The sequence below is a fragment of the Bacillus sp. BC08 genome, assembly GCF_054326875.1.
This window is the reverse complement of record NZ_JBTGPA010000031.1, coordinates 183,201-198,299: the sequence shown is the minus strand read 5'-3', so window position 1 is coordinate 198,299 and position 15,099 is coordinate 183,201. Positions and strand designations below refer to the sequence as shown.

General features: G+C 35.2%; 12 protein-coding genes and 1 other annotated feature. Of the genes, 4 read left to right on the top strand and 8 right to left on the bottom strand.

Features of this window, described 5'->3' with window-relative positions:
- Window positions 1-98: 98 nt before the first annotated feature.
- The 3 genes from hmoA to ACXVYO_RS11590 all read right to left on the bottom strand — a co-directional run bounded on the left by hmoA (window position 99) and on the right by ACXVYO_RS11590 (window position 2,838).
- Window positions 99-425: a heme-degrading monooxygenase HmoA gene (gene hmoA / locus ACXVYO_RS11600; protein ID WP_000469503.1), complete on the bottom strand. Its 327-nt coding sequence runs from the start codon at window positions 423-425 to the stop codon at window positions 99-101.
- A 97-nt stretch (window positions 426-522) separates the two neighbouring features.
- Complete coding sequence (locus ACXVYO_RS11595) at window positions 523-1,743, bottom strand: MFS transporter (protein WP_458467104.1); 1,221 nt, start codon at window positions 1,741-1,743, stop codon at window positions 523-525.
- Between the two features lie 51 nt (window positions 1,744-1,794).
- The gene (locus ACXVYO_RS11590) at window positions 1,795-2,838 is read right to left on the bottom strand and encodes an ArsR/SmtB family transcription factor (RefSeq protein ID WP_458467103.1); all 1,044 of its coding nucleotides are present in this window, start codon (window positions 2,836-2,838) and stop codon (window positions 1,795-1,797) included.
- Between the two features lie 165 nt (window positions 2,839-3,003).
- Here ACXVYO_RS11590 and ACXVYO_RS11585 point away from each other — a divergent pair, with 165 nt between their 5' ends.
- On the top strand, window positions 3,004-4,197 hold the full coding sequence (locus tag ACXVYO_RS11585) for a NupC/NupG family nucleoside CNT transporter (protein WP_458467102.1): 1,194 nt from the start codon (window positions 3,004-3,006) through the stop codon (window positions 4,195-4,197).
- 49 nt (window positions 4,198-4,246) lie between these two features.
- Here ACXVYO_RS11585 and ACXVYO_RS11580 read toward each other — a convergent pair whose 3' ends face one another.
- Both ACXVYO_RS11580 and proB read right to left on the bottom strand, forming a co-directional pair.
- Window positions 4,247-5,494 carry a glutamate-5-semialdehyde dehydrogenase gene (locus ACXVYO_RS11580; RefSeq protein ID WP_458467101.1) on the bottom strand — a complete coding sequence of 416 codons (1,248 nt, stop codon included), beginning with the start codon at window positions 5,492-5,494 and terminating at the stop codon, window positions 4,247-4,249.
- 31 nt (window positions 5,495-5,525) lie between these two features.
- Window positions 5,526-6,629, bottom strand: a complete 1,104-nt coding sequence (proB, locus tag ACXVYO_RS11575) for a glutamate 5-kinase (RefSeq protein WP_458467100.1) — start codon at window positions 6,627-6,629, stop codon at window positions 5,526-5,528.
- Window positions 6,630-6,777: 148 nt separating this feature from the next.
- Window positions 6,778-6,990: a binding site (T-box leader), on the bottom strand.
- 490 nt (window positions 6,991-7,480) lie between these two features.
- On the opposite strand from proB, the gene proC reads away from it, so the two are divergent.
- Window positions 7,481-8,299 (top strand): pyrroline-5-carboxylate reductase, encoded by an 819-nt coding sequence (proC, locus tag ACXVYO_RS11570; RefSeq protein ID WP_458467099.1) that lies wholly within the window; start codon window positions 7,481-7,483, stop codon window positions 8,297-8,299.
- A gap of 191 nt (window positions 8,300-8,490) precedes the next feature.
- Here proC and ACXVYO_RS11565 read toward each other — a convergent pair whose 3' ends face one another.
- Both ACXVYO_RS11565 and ACXVYO_RS11560 read right to left on the bottom strand, forming a co-directional pair.
- Entirely contained in the window at window positions 8,491-10,131 is a 1,641-nt protein-coding gene (locus tag ACXVYO_RS11565; protein WP_458467098.1) for a M20/M25/M40 family metallo-hydrolase, read from the bottom strand.
- 75 nt (window positions 10,132-10,206) lie between these two features.
- Window positions 10,207-10,956, bottom strand: coding sequence for an IclR family transcriptional regulator (locus ACXVYO_RS11560; RefSeq protein ID WP_063259450.1), 750 nt, complete (start codon window positions 10,954-10,956; stop codon window positions 10,207-10,209).
- A gap of 267 nt (window positions 10,957-11,223) precedes the next feature.
- On the opposite strand from ACXVYO_RS11560, the gene ACXVYO_RS11555 reads away from it, so the two are divergent.
- Window positions 11,224-12,648, top strand: coding sequence for an amino acid permease (locus tag ACXVYO_RS11555; protein WP_458467097.1), 1,425 nt, complete (start codon window positions 11,224-11,226; stop codon window positions 12,646-12,648).
- Window positions 12,649-13,116: 468 nt separating this feature from the next.
- Entirely contained in the window at window positions 13,117-13,464 is a 348-nt protein-coding gene (locus ACXVYO_RS11550; RefSeq protein WP_458467096.1) for a VOC family protein, read from the top strand.
- 194 nt (window positions 13,465-13,658) lie between these two features.
- On the opposite strand, the gene ACXVYO_RS11545 is transcribed toward ACXVYO_RS11550, so the two are convergent.
- Window positions 13,659-14,846 (bottom strand): RtcB family protein, encoded by a 1,188-nt coding sequence (locus tag ACXVYO_RS11545; protein WP_458467094.1) that lies wholly within the window; start codon window positions 14,844-14,846, stop codon window positions 13,659-13,661.
- Window positions 14,847-15,099 lie beyond the last annotated feature (253 nt).

The window sequence follows — 15,099 nt, the reverse complement described above, 5'->3', positions numbered from 1 at the left end:
AACAATAAAACATATATCACATCCATATTTTACTATAAATCGAAAAAAGAGGATATTTGTTTATTACTAAACAAATATCCTCTACCTTTACATATATATTACGACTGTTGATAAGCCGCTTTCGATGATTTTACATAATAAACTGCGTGATCAACGTTAATGATATGATCTGGTTTTGGTTTCCCACGACTCGCTCTATGCCCTGCTAAATGTTCTTCACTTGTTTCCCAGTTTTTCCATGCTTCTTCAGATTCCCAGCGAATCATAACGACAACTTCTTCATCTCCGCGTCTTACTTTTTTCACAAGAACACTTAAGTCGATGAATCCTTCAAATTTTTCAATAATACCTTCGCCAGTGAAACGTTCTACAACTATATTTGATGTACCTTCTTTTACTGTAAATGTTTTCGTTTCGATAAACATATAATCCCACTCCCTCTTTATATTACGAATACTAGTATTCTTCTATTATAATTGATTATGATAATTATTTTCAATTGAAAAGTTTTAATTATTTGAATTATGCTGTTTTCTCTTCAACAGCTTCATCTAAAAATTTGAAATATGGAAGGAATAATCCTATTAAAGAAGTAACACATATAATCGCACCGATAATAAAGTATAGTGCTCTTATTCCCCACATTTCACTTAATATGCCTCCTAATAACACACCTAACAGCATAGCGGATCGTATGAAAAATAAACGCACTGAAAATATTTGTCCTATCATATTGTTTGGTACTGTTTGTTGGCAAATTGTTGTGTTATGAACATTGAAAAATGAAATACAAATGCCTGCAACTACTTCAATGAACACCGCAATTACTATACTATGATTGAACCCTAGAGAAATATATGTTAGTCCTCCTATAAACAATCCACCAAGCATAAGTATACGCCGGCTTTTATATGTTACTTTTCCGACTAGTATAGATCCAATTACATAGCCAAACGGGAAACCAGCCATAAAATAACCAAACTCCGCATACCCTGCTGACAGCTCATCTTTTATATAAGGAAGATTTGTAACCAGCGTTACTCCCACCCCCAATTGCACGAAAGTAAGAAAAACACCGAGCCAAACGATAACTGGTTTTGTGAAAAAATATGTAAAACCGTGAAGAAACTGTCCTAGCCATGTTTTCCGAATGGATTGTGTTGTTCGCTTTTCTTTTATATAAAGTAAAAAAGCGCCACTAACAAATAGACAAATACATACAAAAGATAGTGTAAGTTCTACTCCAATCATATGAATGGCTACTCCGCCTAATATTGGCCCAAGAAACATCATAAGTCGAGCCACCCCATCAATATACGCATTTGCGTCTTGAAGTTGTCCTTCACTTACAATGCTCGGTGTAATTGCTTGACTTGCAGGTGTATATAGCGGCGTAATAAGCCCGATTATAATTTGTACGACATACACATGCCAAACTTCTATGCTACCAGTAAGTAACGTGGCTAAGGGTAGTAAGAAAACCGACGCCCGCACCCATTGCGAAAATATCATAATCCACTTCCGGCTCCATTTATCAATAAATGGACCACTTATTAGTTGTAGTATGAGCGATGGGATAAAGTATAGTAACCACATACTACTTAATGCTGTTTTTGACCCTGTTAATTCGTAAACAAGAATCGAATTACATAACGTTCCGAAAGCCCCGCCCAATTCTGAAATCGCGCTACCAATCCACATGAAAAAAAACGAACGATTTTTCAACACATTTTTCAATTTCATACACCAACTTTTCTCTTAAATTCCTCCCTTTATGTGCATTCTAGTTGCTTATTATCTATTTAAAAACGCATCTAATTCTTTCGCTAATGACTGTATTGCTTTCTTTCTTAATACATATTTCCCGTCATGTATATCAACTAACTTCGCTGCACGCAACAATTTCAAATGATGGTGTACAGTCGATTTACCGAGTTGCAGTCTTTCTGTAATTTCCTGCAATGTTCGTTCTTTTTCGAACAACATTTTTACAATGCGTAATCTCGCTTCATCCCCAAGTGCTTTATGTTTTTGAACTAAAAAATAATTCGGTTCATACAGATCTTCAGGATGGATGCTTTCGTTTGCGACTGGGTAATGAAATACTTTCGTATCTTCAATATCCGCCTCAATATTCCACGGTCTGTATATCATCTGCGGGATAAGAAGTACGTAATGAACACTTGGCTCTGGCATATAGTTCACGCCGCCGGTCGCCCACTCGACAAACTCTTCTGGTTTCATCTTTTTATTCATTTCATTTTTCGCTTCATAATCTCGTTTTAATATAGATAGTATTTGCTCTTCCTCTTTCTGAATAACATTCTCATACCATCCTGTCATAACAGCGATTAAATGGGATTTCAGCACTTGTACATGAACATCACATATAAAATGAATATACGCGGAGAAAAACTGATGATCATGTGTCAGTTCCATTAGTTCATGTATTGCAGTTACGTCTCCACTTGCTGCTAAATGTCTTTTCTCTTCATACTTCTCGCCTAAAAACGGTAAACATATATACTTCAAATCTTCTTCTGAAAGCGAATCGATTGTAGCATGAAACTGTGATAAATCCTGAAACTCTCCTTCATACAATAACTGAAGCAGCGCTTTCCACGTATTATGTTCTTCTACAAACTGTAAGTGCTCTCTCATTTCTTCTGTTAATGATTCCTTAATTTCTTCCCATTCATTTAGACTCTTTTCAAGAGTATCGATTAATCTTTTATGAGTAATTGCCGCAATGCCTAGTGCACATTCGAAAAGTATCGAATATTTCACTTGAACATGATAAGTTTCCCTCTTTCTACTCGTTATGTGATAGACCTCCATTTTTATCCCCTCCTTGTTTGTTATATATTAAATTCTATTTTTATCGAATTTACCCTTCTATTTTTTTAGAATTTATAAAAACATGAGTTCAAATACATTCATTCTAAATTAAGAAGAATAGGAGCTTTTTTATATACAAATAATAACTCTCAAGGAGTTGTTGAGATGCATTTCATATTAAATATGTTAGGGATTTTTGTTGTAATATTAATCGTTTTCCTATGTTCGCCTAATAAAAAACAAATAAAATGGAGACCAATCGTTATTCTAATCATATTGGAGCTCTTTATTACGTGGTTTATGTTAGGCACGAAGCTCGGCAGTATTATCATTAATAAAATCGCTTCATTTTTCAGTTGGCTACTATCATGTGCGAATGAAGGTATTCGGTTTGTATTTCCTTCCGCTATGGAAAATCAAACTGTTGATTTCTTCTTTAGTGCATTACTTCCTATCATTTTTGTTATCACGTTCTTTGATATTCTTTCTTATTTTGGAATCTTAACTTGGATTATTGATAAAGTAGGTGCAATTATTTCAAAGATTTCTCGTTTACCAAAGTTAGAAAGTTTCTTTTCGATTCAAATGATGTTTTTAGGAAACACCGAAGCACTTGCGGTTGTTCGTGATCAATTATCCGTTTTAAAAGAAAATCGTTTATTAACTTTTGGAATTATGAGTATGAGTAGCGTTAGCGGATCCATTCTTGGCGCTTATTTATCAATGGTTCCGGCAACATATATTTTCAGCGCTATCCCTTTAAACTGTATTAACGCATTAATTTTAGCCAATGTATTAAATCCTGTGGAAGTTACGAAAGAAGAAGATGTTGTATATACACCTTCAAAAGATGAAAAAAAGGATTTCTTTTCTACTATTTCAAACAGTATGTTAGTCGGGATGAATATGGTTATCGTTATTTTAGCTATGGTAATTGGTTATGTAGCATTAACTGCATGTTTAAACGGTATTTTAAGCTTTTTCGTAACAGGTTTAACAATTCAAAAAATCTTCTCCATTATCTTTAGTCCCTTTGCTTTCTTACTTGGCTTATCAGGTAATGATGCTATGTATGTAGCTGAATTAATGGGGATTAAAATAACGACGAATGAATTTGTTGCAATGATGGATTTAAAATCAAACCTAAAGTCTTTGCAACCACATACAGTTGCAGTTGCAACTACATTTCTAGCTTCTTTTGCTAACTTTAGTACAGTAGGTATGATTTACGGAACTTACAATTCATTATTTGGCGGAGAAAAATCAGCCATAATCGGTAAAAATGTTTGGAAGCTTCTTGTTAGCGGGATGGCAGTTTCCTTATTAAGCGCTATGCTTGTTGGACTATTTGTATGGTAAATAATCTTTAAAATAAAAGACACCCAATCGAATTGAGTGTCTTTTATTATTATTTTCGAATCTGACCATTTCCACGAATCACATATTTTGTAGAAGTCAATGCAGGAAGTCCCATCGGTCCCCTTACATGTAGCTTTTGTGTACTGATGCCAATTTCTGCTCCAAATCCGAATTCAGATCCATCAGTAAAACGAGTGGATGCATTATGATAAAGTGCCGCCGCATCAACAGATGTGAAGAACTTATTTACGTTTTCCTCATCCTCTGTAATAATCGCTTCGGAATGCATAGATCCATACTTATTTATGTGATAAATCGCTTCTTCTATAGAAGAAACTACTTTAACTGCCAGTGTGAGAGATAAAAATTCTGTACCCCAGTCTTCTTCTGAAGCAAGTACAATCGAAGAATCAATTGCCAATGCTCTCTGATCACCACGTAGCTCCACGCCTCTTTCCTTCAAAGAAGAAAACAACTCGCTACCATATTGCTGCGCCCACTTCTCATGAAGTACAATCGTTTCAATGGCATTACATACAGATGGACGCTGCGTTTTTGCATTAATAATAATATCAATTGCCATTTGCTTATCCGCTGTTTCATCAATGAAAATATGACAATTTCCTGCACCCGTTTCAAGTACTGGAACAGACGCTTCTCTTACTACAGTATCAATTAATTGTTTGCCACCTCTTGGGATAAGTACATCTAAGTACCCATTCAATGTAAACAACTGCTTTGCACTATCTCGCGTTGTATCTTCTATAAGCTGTACACTTTCTTCTGGTAAGCTTGTTTGTTTGAGCGCTCGGTGAATAACGGAAACGATGGCTTTGTTAGAATTGATAGCAGAAGAACTACCACGTAATATCACTGCGTTTCCTGTTTTCAAGCAAATTGTAGCAGCATCGACTGTTACATTCGGCCTTGCCTCGTAAATCATCCCAACAACACCAAGTGGTACACGCATCTCCTGAATAGATAGTCCATTTGGTCGCTCCCATTCAGTTACACATTCTCCAACAGGATCACGTAATTCAATTAATTGCTTAATTCCCTCTGCCATATCAATAATACGCTGTTCACTCAACATAAGACGATCAAGGAGTGAATCAGAAAACCCTTTTGCCTTACCTTCTTCGATATCACGTTTGTTTTCCGCTAAAATATAAACTGTTTCTACAATTAACTGATCCGCAATGACAGCAAGTGCTTCGTTTTTTTGACTTGTAGATTTTAGTACAAGTTCTCTAGCAATTTCTTTCGCTTTTTTTCCCTTTACCAACACTTCATTCATCTTTATTTCCTCCTTTTTAACATCACTATTCTTAAAGTGAAACCCAATAATCTCTGTGAATGACTTCATAATTATTCCTGTCGCCTCTTGCTTGGATATCTTGGCTTTGCATACCTTTTACCACTCTTAATTCCTCTGCGCTATATGTGCATTGCCCTTTTCCAATGACGCGCCCTTGTTGCGTCATAACTTCTACGACATCGCCAACTTTGAAAAATCCTGACACGTTTGTAACGCCCGCAGGAAGAAGGCTCTTACCATGCTGAATGATAGCAGTAGCTGCTCCAGCGTCTACTTCAATTTGTCCGCTAACAAGCGAATGCAAAGCGATCCATTGCTTGTTCATCTTCATTTCTTTTTGAGGAGCATTTCCAACATACGTTCCATCACCTTTGCCCTTTAAAACATCTACAAATTTCTCTTGTCCACGTCCTGTTCCGATAAATACACTCACGCCAAGAGAGAGTGCTGTCTTCGCAGCATCAATTTTTGATTTCATACCGCCAGTCCCAAGTTTTGAACCAGCATCTCCTGCAAGAGAAGCAATTTCTTCCGTAACTTCAGGAAGGAAATAATATTTTTTCGCATCTGCATTTTTCTGAGGATTTTTGTCATATAAACCGTTCACATCCGTAAAAATCAAAAGCATATCTGCCGAAACAAGTCCGCTTACTAAAGCTGACAGCATATCGTTATCACCAAACGTCAGCTCCTCTAAAGAGATGGAATCATTTTCATTAATGATTGGAAGAGCAGAACGGTTTAGTAATTCTCCTAAAGTAGCGTAAGCATTACTATATTGTTCTTTTCTAGAAAAATCACTTCTCGTCAGCAATAGTTGCGCAGTAACGATGCCATATTTACGAAATTCCTCCGTATACGCCTGCATTAACAAACTTTGTCCGACAGCCGCAGCAGCCTGTTTCCCTTTAATTGTCACAGGTCTACTAGGATACCCTAGAGCAGAAAAACCTGCAGCGACGGCGCCAGATGTAATTAACAAAACTTCATGCCCTTCTTCTTTCAATCGAGCCAATGCGGCAACGTGATCTGAAAGTTGTTCTTTAGAAATGCCTCCGTGACTATCTGCCAAGGAACTGCTCCCAATCTTTACAACAATTCGTTGTTTTTTCATTTTTTTATCCCCCAAGTCTAAAATCAAAGTTTTTTATAGATTACACTTTTATTCATTCTGCTAGGTGCAGCACCTTCTATTCTCACCAATGCTGCACCTAGCCTATTAAAGAGCAAAATAAAAATGACCGCTTCGCCCTTAATAAAATAAAAAGGACGAAACGGTCATTGTTCCGCGGTACCACCTTAATTGATATACATATAGATATCCACTTGGCGCCTATAACGCAGGCGAACGCCTAAACTTTCATTTAAGACTCAGGGATAGGTTCGATATATTCTATACGAGGAATCTTTCAGCCGGTGAATTCCACTCTCTTTCGCAAGAAGACATATGTACTATTTCCCTTCAACGATTTTCGGTTTAATTTTTTATATTATGCGATATAATTTAATTTGGTGTCAAGAGGTATTTTAAAAATAAATAGAGCGGCAAATTACTTGTATGAGATTATTACCCTACTGAATGAAAATACAAATCGATATAAAGTGAAACTTTAATCAGTGGGGGTTTTCTTCATCCCCCACTGATTATTAGTTGAACCAATCGGACTTTTATGGGCAGTTGATCCCCCACCTAACTTCTTTGCTTTCGCTGCATTTTGAGATGGGGGTCTTACTGCCCATTAAAGCGGGATAAATTTAACTCAGATTCATCAACATAGAACCTTAAATTAAAGTGTATATATTTACATAATGTCGAATATAATTCATTTTTAACTTTTGGTGTTGCAAAAAGGAATATATTCTCTTAGAATGTTTCTTTATATTGCATGTAGATGTTATTGTTATTTTAAGATAATAATTTCAAAAGGATATAATTTATTATAAAAGGAGCAAGATTGAATAATTATGGACAAACAAATTGGATTCATCGGATGCGGAAATATGGGGATGGCTATCATTGGCGGGATGCTAAACAAAAAGATAGTGTCTGCAAATCATGTTATTTGTTCGGATTTAAACACTACGAATTTAAAACACGTTAACGAAAAATATGGGCTAACTACAACTACTGACAATAATGAAGTAGCTAAAAATGCTGATATTTTAATTTTATCAATTAAACCAGACCTATACGCATCAATCATTAACGAAATAAAAGAAGTAATCAAAAACGATGTTATCGTCGTAACGATCGCTGCTGGAAAAAGCATCAAAAGTACAGAGGAATCTTTTGATAAGAAATTAAAAGTTGTACGAGTAATGCCTAATACCCCTGCCCTTGTTGGAGAAGGAATGTCTGCATTATGCCCTAATGAAATGGTGACAGAAACAGATTTAGAAGATGTGCTAAACATTTTCAATAGCTTTGGTCAAGCAGAGATCGTAAGTGAAAAATTAATGGATGTTGTTACATCAGTAAGTGGTTCTTCACCAGCATACGTATATATGATTATAGAGGCGATGGCAGATGCTGCTGTACTAGATGGTATGCCAAGAAATCAAGCATATAAATTCGCAGCTCAAGCTGTATTAGGCTCTGCCAAAATGGTACTAGAAACAGGAATACATCCAGGTGAATTGAAAGATATGGTTTGTTCTCCTGGTGGAACAACGATAGAAGCTGTAGCAACATTAGAGGAAAAAGGCTTACGCACAGCCATCATTTCAGCTATGCAGCGCTGTACGCAAAAGTCTATTGAACTGTCTGGTCAAACAAAAAAATAAAACGATAAAAGAGATCACGGTAGCTATGAATTTAGTTAAAAAATAGTGGATTACATACTATCTCGCTTTCACGAAATGATAAACGGACAAACTCATATATACTTGAGTTTGTCCGTCCTTTTGGTTATACTGAGATAATTTTATTTATATTTTCTTTTGAGATTTTAGTTTTATCTCTTCCCTATTCCCTACTATGATTGTGTAATTTTATTAGAAATAAGTAATTTTTCAATGCATTTCGGTAACATATCTAATAATGTTTCAAATGCGTAATTTACATCTAGACGTTCTGTCCATTGATGGGCATCTTTTCCTACCGGTCCCATATTTAATACTGGAACGTCAAACTCTTCTAGTTCCTGAAGCGGAATCGAGTAACCTTTATCCCATAATGGCATATTGTCTACAAGTGAACTCATTGAATGTAGTGGATTCTGTAAGCCCACATAGCTCAAATCTGAAATTCCTCCAAAATAATTTTGGTTTTCAAATGTAATGTTATGATTATAGTGTGCATACTTTTCCATTTCTGCAACTACTTCTTTAATTAACGGATTGTTGCGTGAACTTACAGCTGGATAATACGGTGGAGCAAAGAAAAGTACAATCATCGGCGCCTTTTCTTTACATAAAATAGCTAGTTTATCTACTAAATCAATCGTTACCGCACGATCATCTTTATCTTCTCTATTTTTTATTATACTAGATTGAATATCATCTATGTTCTCTTGCCCATGTTGTTCAATTGCATATGCAATAAGCTCTTCATACGTTAATACATTAACTTTCATATTAGGCGGTATAAACGGATTATATTTAGAAAAACGATATGCTTGCTTTTCATATGATTCTTCTATTTTCTCTGCTACTTTCGTTACTTTTTGACGTAACAATGAAACGACATCTGTCATTGATTTTTCTAGTAAAAACAAATTAAATAATGTAACGGCACGATGTGGAATTTGGACTGAATAATCCTCCTTTAAGTCCCTTTGAAGTAAGTTAGTTGGCGGAGGACTCGCTTCCCCTTCTACAATATCACAAAGGTCTGTATTCAACTCTAATTCTGCAGTTATTAATGAAGCCATATAACTCCCATTTAAGCCTGCAAAAGGTTCACCTACATGTGTCTCTTTTCCGTAGCAAAGAAATCCAGGTAACACTTTACCAATAGTACCAGTATAAATATACTTATTTTGGTCACCAGGATGTCGTGAAAACATAGGCTCTGAATTTAATACCGTTTTATAATCCAAGTTATGTTCTCTAGCTAACTCTAGTAGTCTTGGAACAGCAGCTCTCATCCCTACAGAGTTCACTTCTTCATCTGGAACAGCTAATAAAAGGACATTCCCGTCAAATTTCCCTTCACAGGCTTGCTCAATCATTGCCATTTGTAACGTAAGGCCGCATTTCATGTCCATTGTTCCTCTACCAAATAGCCAATCTCCTTGTTCTATATCTTCACGTACATGGTTTGGTAGTTCATCTTTATGAGAATAAAACATAGACGTTAACTTTTTAGGATTGAATGCATCTTCTTTCCACACTCCATAATCTTGTACATCTACAACATCAAAGTGACTAACTAGAATTACTGTATTTTTTGTACTATCGCTTTTCTTTACGAGGGCTGTAACAAAATATCGTCCGTCCCCCGTCGGATTTTTGTGCAAATGATGCGGGTTTTCTTTGAAGTACTGTAAATCAGATAATTGTTCCACAACAAAGTCTGGCAATATTACTTCAGCTTCTGTACCTGTAATACTAGGAATTTCAACAAGACTGCTTAATAATTGAATCAATTGTTCTTTTGATTGCCACTTTGACATATAAATCCCCCTATTTTTCCACATTATGAAAATGAATTCCAGTATATGAATAAAAAATGACGACAGTTATCAAAATTATAGTTCTGATGTACTGCCGATTTTTATTGATATTTCATGAGCTGCTTGTTTTACCTTACTAATAAGAAAAGATAGTCGATCATCATTAATGCGATGACTAATTAACCCAACACTTAATGCTCCTACTACTTTATGATTAAATCCAATAATCGGTGCAGCTACTGAAGCCGTCCCTTCAGTTTTTTCACCATAACTTACCGCATATCCTTCATTTCTTATTTGCTTTATTTGCTCTAAAAGAATGCGCTTTTGTTCTGGTAAAGAAGACAGTAAATGTTCTACAATGTGTTCCATTTCATTCGTTTTCATATTGGCAAGCATCGTTTTATTTGCAGCACCAATTGAAAGTGGAATCTGTTCCCCTAAGTTATCGATTACTCGAATTTTTAAAGGGCTATCAATTCTTTCAATGATAATAGAATGCGTTCCATTTGGAATGTTTAAGTACACACTTTCTTCCACTTCAGAGGCTAACCGCTTCATTACTTCTCTGGCTACAGATCTGTAGTCTACTTTCTCTAATTGACGTAATCCTATTTCCATCCACATTGGCCCAATTTTGTACTGTTTCGTTTCTGAAATTTGCGTAACTAACCCATGCTCGATTAGAGAATTAAGTAATCTATGTACTGTACTAACTGGGAGATGTGTTCTATCCGCTATATCAGAAATAGCCCAATACTCTTTTTCATTAGTAGAATTTAACAACTTTATAATACTTATCGCTCGATCAATGGACTGTACCATAACTCACCTCAACTTGACTTGTAATATGTTAGTACGCTCAATTACCTATCAATTTAACAAAAATTCAAAATGAAATCAATCTATTTATTCAATTTTCTAAAAACAAAAATATGTCGCTAATAATAAATTGAAAGCGCGAACAAAAAAATATTGACTTTTCTTTTTAATTATCTGAAAATTATAACAAGATTTCACATCACGGAATACATTCCACAATACGGAAAAACATCAAACTTTATTCTATCAACTACGAAAGTGAGGAAAACAATGTCGCAAGTAAGCAATACAAACAATGAACTAAAACGTACGATGAAAAGTAGACACTTATTCATGATTGCACTCGGTGGTGTGATTGGAACGGGGTTATTTAACGGATCTGGCTTTATTATAAGTCAAGCTGGACCTGGTGGATCCGTACTTGCCTTTATGGCTGGTGGATTATTAATGTATTTCGTTATGCTTTGTCTTGGTGAACTTGCTGTAGCTATGCCTGTTTCAGGTTCCTTCCAAGAATATGCCACTAAGTTCATCAATCCTGCAACTGGCTTTACGATCGGATGGTTATATTGGTTAAGCTGGGCGAATACGACCGGTCTTGAATTTACAACTGCCGGCATTACAATGCAGCGCTGGTTTCCTGATATTCCCGTCTGGGTTTGGTGTTTAATATTTGGCGTTACAATCTTCACTATTAACGCATTATCTGCTCGTAGTTATGCAGAAACAGAATTTTGGTTTTCAAGTATAAAAGTATCTGCCATTATAGCTTTTATTATCCTTGGCGGCGCCGCTATGTTCGGTTTTATTGATTTAAAAGGTGACGAACCAGCCCCGTTATTATCAAATTTCGTAAATCACGGCGGTTTATTCCCAAATGGACTTGCAGCTATCCTATTAACAATGGTTACAGTCAATTATTCCTTCCAAGGTACAGAACTTGTTGGAATCGCAGCAGGTGAAAGTGAAGATCCAGCAAAAACTTTACCTCGTTCTATTAGAAATATTATATGGCGCACGATGTTTTTCTTCGTCTTAGCAATTTTTGTTCTTGTTGCTTTAATTCCTTGGGAAGAAGCAGGATTAACAAAAAGTCCATTCGTTGCTGTTTTTGATAATATTGGTATTCCATATGCAGCGGATATTATGAACTTTGTTATTCTTACTGCTGTTCTTTCTGTCGCAAACTCTGGACTGTACGCTGCAACTCGCATGCTTTGGTCATTATCAAAAAATGAAATGGCTCCTGCCTTTTTAAAGAAATTATCATCACGAGGAATACCTCTAAACGCTTTAATTTTGACAATTTCTATTTCTGCTTTTTCTCTGTTAACAAGTGTTGTAGCTGCTGAAACAGTTTACTTATGGTTAATTTCCATTTCTGGAGTCATTACAATCATTGTTTGGATGTCAATTTGTGTCTCTCAATTCTTTTTCCGTAAACATTATTTAGCAGACGGTGGAAGATTAGAAGACTTAAAATTTAAAACTCCACTTTATCCACTTGTACCAATTCTTGGTTTTGGATTGTATGGCATTATATTAATCAGTCTTATCTTTATCCCTGAACAACGACTTGGGATCTATTGCACTGTACCATTTATCATCTTTTGCTATACATACTATCACTTTAAAGTTAAGAAAAGAATTACTACTAACACTCAAAGTGAAACTAAAATTAGCGAGACTATGTAATACTATATTTATATAAAAGACCGCACATAGCTTTCACCATATGTGCGGTCTTTTATCCTTTAACATTTTCACTTTTTCTTTCGTTCCTTCATTTCCCTTTACTTTTGGAAGACGAGTCAGTATTTCTATACTCTTTTTCTTTGATTTCAAGTTATGCAAAGGATGATATCTGTATCGTTTCAACATTCAATGCCAGAATACTAACAATTTTGATTTCTTACTGTTTATCCCGCTTTAATGGGCAGTAAGATCCCCATCTCAAAATTCAGCGAAAGCAAAGAAGTTAGGTGGGGGGCGGGCTGCCCATTAAAGTCCGATTGGTGAGGGCTAATAATCAGTGGGGGCTGAAGAAACCCCCCACTGATTAAAGTTTCACTTTATAAGTTAATAATTTTCCTTACTATTACTGTTTTGATATATTGAGTATATAATGCCAAAAAACTTTAAAATAGACAGGAGTTATGTACGATGATAAAAGGTTTCGGGGGAATATTTTGGAGAACTAAAAATATTGATGTTCTAAAAAAATGGTACAGTGAAGTGTTGAAAATTAAAATAGACAATTGGAATGGGACTGTGATTAAACCGCAATTAGGAAATGAAACTATTTTTTCTTTCTTTACCGAAGATGATAATTATTTTCCAACAGAACAGCAAGTAATGTTAAATTTCCAAGTACATAATATGAATGAGACTATTCAGCATCTTGAACATATTGGCGTACCGCTTGAAAAGAAAGAAGAAATTAGTGAATTCGGAAAGTTCATTTGGATTAAAGATCCTGAAGGTCGCCTAATTGAGCTTTGGGAAAAATAAACGGTTATAATCATTTGCTATTAAGCTAATGATTGCTTTCGTTTCACAAAATAAAAAAGTCAATTTCTTAACTCCACAGGAAATCGACTTTTTTCGTATCCCATCGCCATAAAATGAAACTACTTCCCTTGATTAGATTGTTTCCAAACAAAAGATACAAATAATAGTTTTTTCTAGCTACTTATTTAATCCTTCTAATTTGCTTTAAAATTATATAATGGCTTAATAATGTGCTTTATATCTATTGTTTCTTTCGTATTTTCGATAATTTCATCCATTGGCTTATATACCATTGGTGCCTCATCAATTGTGCTTTCTACTACCGATGTAGTCCACACCTCTGTCATCGTATTTTGAAATTCCTCTAGACTCAATGATTCTTTAGCCTTCTTACGACTCATGATACGTCCTGCCCCATGCGGACCAGAAAAGTTCCAGTCTGGATTACCTTTACCAAATGCAATAATTGAACCATCTCTCATGTTAATTGGAATAATGACTCGTTCACTTTTCTGAGCTGAAATTGCACCTTTTCGTAAAATCATATTTTCCATGTCAATATAGTTATGTATTGTAGTAAATTGATCCGTAATTTTCCAGTCCATTTTCGTAACAATTTCATCAATCATTGCTTTACGATTTAACGCAGCATACTTTTGGGCAATATTCATGTCATTCATATAATCTTTGAATCCTTGCCCCTCTAAATAAGCTAGTTCTTTACGAATCTTAGGCTTCTGAATTCCACGTAAAGTTTCTTGTATTTCTTTTGCTCTCCCCTCTTCAGTTAATCTCTTAATAATCTCATCTTTCATTGATGTAACATCAATGAGTTGTTCATATGCGAAGTTTTGGTAATACTCTGCTATTTGTTTACCTAAATTACGAGAACCACTATGAATGACAATATATACATTCCCTTTATCATCTTCATTTAATTCAACGAAATGATTTCCACCTCCAAGAGTACCTATGCTTTTTTGAGCCCGTTGTAATGTATATGGGGCCTTCACACCATCAAAATCAATCATTTTTGAGAATCGATGTTCTTTATCTCGTATACGAAAACCACTTGGAACGAATTTACGAATTGTTTCGTCTAAACAATCAAAATTAATTTCTTCTTTTTTCTTATCAATCACAACAACTTCCATCCCACACCCAATATCTACCCCTACAAGATTAGGAACAATTTTATCTTGTATTGTCATTGTTGTCCCAATCGTACAACCGGCTCCTGCATGTGTATCTGGCATAATACGAATTTGACTATCCTTTACGAATTCTTGGTTACAAAGATCAATAATCTGTCCAGTCGCAGTCTCATCAACATTATTCGTAAATACTTTCGCTTCATTGTATTTTCCATGTAATTTCAACATCTTTCATGTCCCCTTTCTTTTGAAAGAATTATTTTATTACGTTGTATGTGTTCTATTCAATACTTTCATCTACCTTCTGCTTTCCATTATATATGTACGATGTCCTTCGCAATAAAAAAATTATGATGATTTATCTTATTTACATAATAGAATTGCCGTCTTCTTATATTTATACCTACACATGAGTATTCCACGTCCTCGATATCAGTTATATATAACAAAAACTCCCCTTACATCGAAAATGATTAAGGGG

Bases quoted from the DNA above. Each gene is read 5' to 3' on its own strand.
- ACXVYO_RS11545 (WP_458467094.1), bottom strand. From the start codon at position 14,846: ATGTTGAAATTACATGGAAAATACAATGAAGCGAAAGTATTTACGAAT.
- ACXVYO_RS11555 (WP_458467097.1), top strand. From the start codon at position 11,224: ATGTCGCAAGTAAGCAATACAAACAATGAACTAAAACGTACGATGAAA.
- ACXVYO_RS11580 (WP_458467101.1), bottom strand. From the start codon at position 5,494: ATGAATGAAGTGTTGGTAAAGGGAAAAAAAGCGAAAGAAATTGCTAGA.
- ACXVYO_RS11590 (WP_458467103.1), bottom strand. From the start codon at position 2,838: ATGGAGGTCTATCACATAACGAGTAGAAAGAGGGAAACTTATCATGTT.
- hmoA (WP_000469503.1), bottom strand. From the start codon at position 425: ATGTTTATCGAAACGAAAACATTTACAGTAAAAGAAGGTACATCAAAT.
- ACXVYO_RS11550 (WP_458467096.1), top strand. From the start codon at position 13,117: ATGATAAAAGGTTTCGGGGGAATATTTTGGAGAACTAAAAATATTGAT.
- ACXVYO_RS11560 (WP_063259450.1), bottom strand. From the start codon at position 10,956: ATGGTACAGTCCATTGATCGAGCGATAAGTATTATAAAGTTGTTAAAT.
- ACXVYO_RS11585 (WP_458467102.1), top strand. From the start codon at position 3,004: ATGCATTTCATATTAAATATGTTAGGGATTTTTGTTGTAATATTAATC.
- ACXVYO_RS11595 (WP_458467104.1), bottom strand. From the start codon at position 1,743: ATGAAATTGAAAAATGTGTTGAAAAATCGTTCGTTTTTTTTCATGTGG.
- ACXVYO_RS11565 (WP_458467098.1), bottom strand. From the start codon at position 10,131: ATGTCAAAGTGGCAATCAAAAGAACAATTGATTCAATTATTAAGCAGT.
- proC (WP_458467099.1), top strand. From the start codon at position 7,481: ATGGACAAACAAATTGGATTCATCGGATGCGGAAATATGGGGATGGCT.
- proB (WP_458467100.1), bottom strand. From the start codon at position 6,629: ATGAAAAAACAACGAATTGTTGTAAAGATTGGGAGCAGTTCCTTGGCA.